A 4,735-nucleotide genomic window follows, 5' to 3' on the forward strand; every position below is an offset into this window, starting at 1 on the left:
CCCGTGGTGTCAGACTGAATTCTCCGGACCGTAGATCTTCCCTGAAGGTCTGCTTTTTCCTCAAAGGAGGTCACGTGGCACGTTGGAACGTTGAACGTGCAACGTGTCAACCTTCAACGTTCGCCTCGTTGAGGAGGGCACCACTCCCGGGGAGCTGCATGCAGCCCAGAGGGGGCTTGTCCACACGATTCAAAAGCGGACTACACCGGCCACTCCTGCTGATTCCAGGCCTGGTCCCAGAACATCCACTCGTAGCGGACGCTGGTGGTGAACGCCGTCTTGGCGCGGGTGCGGGCGGCCTCATCGGCGGACTCGGCAAATCGCTGGAGACGCTCCAGCAGGTTGTCCATGTACTCGTTGAACTCGGGGTCACGGTACATGGCGAGCCACTCGGCGTAGGGATGGTCCTCCGGAATCTCCCCCATCTCGCGCTCCAAGCGCTGGCCCAGCTCCACGTAGAGCCAGGGGCACGGCGTGATGGCCGCGGTGCCCTCCACGAGCGAACCGCGCTGGGCCCGCTCGATCATGTGGTTCTGGTAGGCGCGGTTATTGGGCGTGAGTGTGAGCTGCCGGATGTCCTCGGGGCCGTAGCCGAGCTCTTCGCCGTAGCCTTCGTGGAGCTCGCCCTCCACGACGATGGCCAGCCGGGCCGCGTCGATGAACCAGAGCTTGTCGTCCGGGTCCGGGCAGCGGGTGGAGAGGAGGGAGGCGGCGTCGGCGAAGGCCTCCAGGTAGCGCGCGTCCTGCATCTGGTAGAACTTGAAGGTGTCCGCCTCCAGCGTGCCCTCGGCGAGGGCGTGCACGAACGGGTGGTCGGCGGCCTCGGCCCAGGCGTCGTGGGCGTGCTCGAGGCAGGCCTCCGCAAACGGCGGGACCGAGAAGGCACGGGTATCGAGGGGGGCGGTAAGATCCATGGACATAGGGCTTCGCGAGATTGATAAACCAAACGGCGAACGCGAAGCCAGAGACGACGGCGCCCACGGGGGCGACAGGGAGAACTGTGCTTTCCTGCGCCGGCATGACCCGGATCAGGTTCGGAGGGACACTCTCAGCCCGGCCGCCGCGTGGCGCCGAACACCCCTAGCTTCATCGGCACAGGGTATGGAAGCGGCGGCGGAATCGTAGGGGCCGCCGGAGAAATTTCCGGGAAACTTCCGGCGTGCTGGGAAGACCACACTGATTATTTCTGAGGCGGGGGCGTGGCCTCTGGGAGCCGTACAGTGAAGCAACTGCCCTCACCCTCGGCGGTGTCCACGTCGATCGAGCCCTCCATCCGTTGCACGGCCTGATTGGTCACGGCCAGGCCCAGGCCCGTGCCTTCGTACTCACGGCTGATGCCCTCCGACGCCTGCCGGAACGGTTCGAAAAGCTCGGGTACGCGGTCCGGGTCCATCCCGATGCCGGTGTCTTCTACCTCAAAGAGAGCGTCGCCGTCGTCCGTCCGGGCGCGGATCCACACGGACCCGCCCTCCCCAGTATACTTCAGGGCATTGGAGATCAGGTTTTGCAAGACGATCCGCAGGAGACCCTCGTCGGCCCGAGCCCAGATCGGAGCAGAGGGCGTCTCCACGAAGAGTCCGATTCCGTCCTCCAGGGCGCGCGCCTCGAACAGTTCGGCGGCTTCTGCCACCTCGTTGACTAGATTCACCGGGTTGAGGGAGAGCTCCATTTCCCCGGCCTCCAATCGGGAAAGATTTAGCACCGCGTCGAGCGTCTCCAGGAGACGATGGCCACTCTCCTCGATGAGTTGGGCAAATCGATTGAGGGGGGACGAGGAGGTGTCGTCCGCCAGGGCCTCAACCTCCTCCCCGATCGCGTCCGCGAACCCGATGATGGACGTGAGGGGCGTGCGGATCTCGTGGCTCATGTTGGCGAGAAAAGCCGATTTCATACGATTCAACCGTTCAGCCTCTTTCTTGGCCTCGACCAGCTCCTGTTCGCGGTCGATCCGATCGAACACGACGGTGGCGTGTGTGGCCAAAATGTCGAGCACATGGAGGTCGAACGTATCGAGGCGTCCGGCGTCGAGGTGGCCGAGATACAGGATCCCTCGGTCCCCGATCGGGACGCACGCAGCGGATTGCAGGTCGCCGTAATCGATCTCGTTTTGCAGGGCCGAGAGGTGTTCTTCGACGGCGACATCCCCGGTGCGGAGCGCCCGGGCGCCGAGGCTTCCGCCCTCCACGTCCAGAGTCTGAACGGGGGGGAGGTCGTACCCCTCCTTCGCGGAGATCCAGTGGGGGACGATGGTCCCGTTCTCAACGAGCGAGACGCCAACAAGCGGAAAATCAAAGATCTCCGTCAGCAAGGTGTGAAGCCGTTCTCCCACTTTGTCGGCGTCCTTCGCCGTCAGGAGATGCCGGGTCGCGTCGTAGGTCGCTTCGATTTTTCGCCGACGGTCCCGGAGGGTCTGCTCCCGTCGCTTTCGCTCGCTGATGTCCCGGCCGATCCCGACCAGCCGGGGGTCTCCGTCCGGGTGCTCCACGCGGTTGGCGGCGTACTCGTAGGGAATGGTCGACCCGTGTTTGGTCACGATGGGGGCCTCGAGGCGCGCATAGCCCTCCTCGAACACCTGCTGGATGCCGGCCGTCGCCCGCTCACGCGCCTCCGCCGGGATGGTGTCGAGGCCGTTCATCGTCACGAGCTCCTCGTCGGAGTAGCCGGTCACCTCAACAAAGCTTTCGTTCCACCGCTGGAGATTGCCCTCCCGGTCCTGCACGAAAAACAGGTCGTCGATGCCATCGAGGAGCCGGTCGGTGTAGTCCCGATACCGTTCCAGCGCCCGCCGGTGTTGTTTCTGCTCGGTGATGTCGGTATAGATGGCGTATCCTTCCGTCGGTCCGTCCGCTCCCTCCCGGAGGGCCACCTGAACGCGGAAGTCGCGGAGTCCGTCGGCTGTTTTGCGCCGCACTTCCCGGTCGACCGCCTCCCCGGCCAGCAGCCAGCGGCGGATGGACTCGGCCTCGCTCTGCTCGTCGGCGGGGACGATGAGGGACTGGAGGTCCTCGGTCTGAATCTCCGACTCGTCGACGCCGAAGACCGTCTCGAACGCCTCGTTGACCGCCTGAATGCGGAGCTGCCCCTCGGCGTCGGGCCATCCGTGCACCACTGGCGTGGGAAGGTTGTGGAAGAGCGTGGCAAACCGATCGCGCTCCTCGCGGAGGGTCGTTTCCCGGTCGAGGCGGTCGAGAACCGTCGCCGCGTGGGTCGCAAGAATCTCGATCAGGCGGAGGTCGAAGGCATCGAACTCCTGGTGCTCGGTCTGCCCGACCACGACGGCCCCGTGGTCCCCAATCGGCACCCCCGCTGCGCTCCGAAGAGCGCCGTACTCCACCTCGTTGTCGAGGTCATGCACGTCGTCGATCACCACCGTTTCGTTTGTGCGATGGGTCCGAGCCGCAACGCTTCCGCCCTCAATCTCCAGGGACTGCGACTCGGGGAGCTGAACGTCGTCCGCAAGGGCGGCTCGTGTGGGAACGAGGCGTTCATCCGCCCGAAAGTTGACGCCGGTCACGGGGTAGTCGAACACATCCTGAAGGAGGTCATGGAGGCGATCCGCTACGTCCTCCGGGCTCGTCGCGTGGGGGAGGTGGCTGGTCGCTCGATATAGGGACTCGATTTTCTCCTGTCGGTCCTGCAGGGCCTGCTCGCGGCGCTTCCGCTCAGTGATGTCGCGGGCGATGGCCGCAAACCGGTCCTTTCCCTTCAGAGAGAGGCACCGGAGGTCCACCTCCACCGGAAAGGTCGACCCGTCCTTGCGCTGGTATCGTCCCTCCAGTCGGTGTCGGTCGCCGGGCTCCATGTCCGCCCAGAGCGCACGGGCCTTCTCGGGGCTGATGGTCGGGTCGAGATTCCAGACTTTCATTCCGGCGAGCTCGTCCGCTTCGTATCCGGTCTTTTCGCAGAGACGAGGGTTCGGGGCGATCAGATCCCCCTCCAGGTCATGGATGTTGATCATGTTGGGAGAGTCCTCGAAGAGCGCCTCCAGCCGGGTTGTGGTCTGCTGGAGACGGTCCTCATGCTGGCGCCGCTCCAACGTGTGCCCGATGGCTCGGACAATCAGAGCCAGGGCCGCGGCGTCCGATTCCGTCATCGGCGCTACCCGCGGCTCCCGATCCACGAAGCATACGGTTCCGTAGAGATCGCCCTCCACCACAACCTTCGCGCCGAGGTAGGTCGACAGATCGAACTCCTCGTAGGCAGGATCGCCCTTCCAGCCCTGCTCCGGCGCGTTCTCGACCGCCAGGGCATTGTTCTGAGCAATCACCCGTCGACAGTACGTCGTCGAGAGGTCAGCGGTGCTGCCCCGAGAGATCACGGGATGAGAGCTACTCACTTCCGTAATCGTGTGGGTTCCCGTGGCGGGGTCGATGCGGGCGAGGTGTCCATTTTCGACCTTGAGCCACTCGGTCCCGAGTTGAAGGATGGACTGCAGTGTGTCGGACGTGCTCTGCGCCTCGTCGGCGAGAATCGCGCGGAGACGGTTCCGGTACTCCTGGTTTTCGATCGTTTCCGCCAGGGTCTCGCTGTCTCCCTCCACAGAGAAGAAAATGCCGGGGGAAGAATCGGAAGACTGCAGGGGGCTGGACATGGCTGTTGGATGGTCGCTGAGAGCCGGTCCTCACCGGTCTCGTTGAGGCATTGCCGGGCTGGACGTTCCCGATCGCTTCTGTCAAGAGGTGAGAACCTGTTTGGCGGACTGTCTATGGCCTGCGACTTCGCGGATCTCGTGCAG

Annotated in this window: 2 protein-coding genes and 1 riboswitch; both genes read right to left on the reverse strand. The window is 64.4% G+C overall.

The annotated features are described in order from the left end of the window. Window positions 1-200: 200 nt before the first annotated feature. Window positions 201-920 carry a thiaminase II gene (gene tenA, locus ABEL04_RS08720; protein WP_375802001.1) on the reverse strand — a complete coding sequence of 240 codons (720 nt, stop codon included), beginning with the start codon at window positions 918-920 and terminating at the stop codon, window positions 201-203. Window positions 921-988: 68 nt separating this feature from the next. Then, window positions 989-1,092: riboswitch (TPP riboswitch) on the reverse strand. An 88-nt stretch (window positions 1,093-1,180) separates the two neighbouring features. Continuing rightward, entirely contained in the window at window positions 1,181-4,591 is a 3,411-nt protein-coding gene (locus ABEL04_RS08725; protein ID WP_375802002.1) for a PAS domain S-box protein, read from the reverse strand. Between the last annotated feature and the right edge of the window lie 144 nt (window positions 4,592-4,735).

The sequence above is a fragment of the Salinibacter sp. genome, assembly GCF_042218895.1.
In the GTDB taxonomy this organism is placed as follows: domain Bacteria; phylum Bacteroidota; class Rhodothermia; order Rhodothermales; family Salinibacteraceae; genus Salinibacter.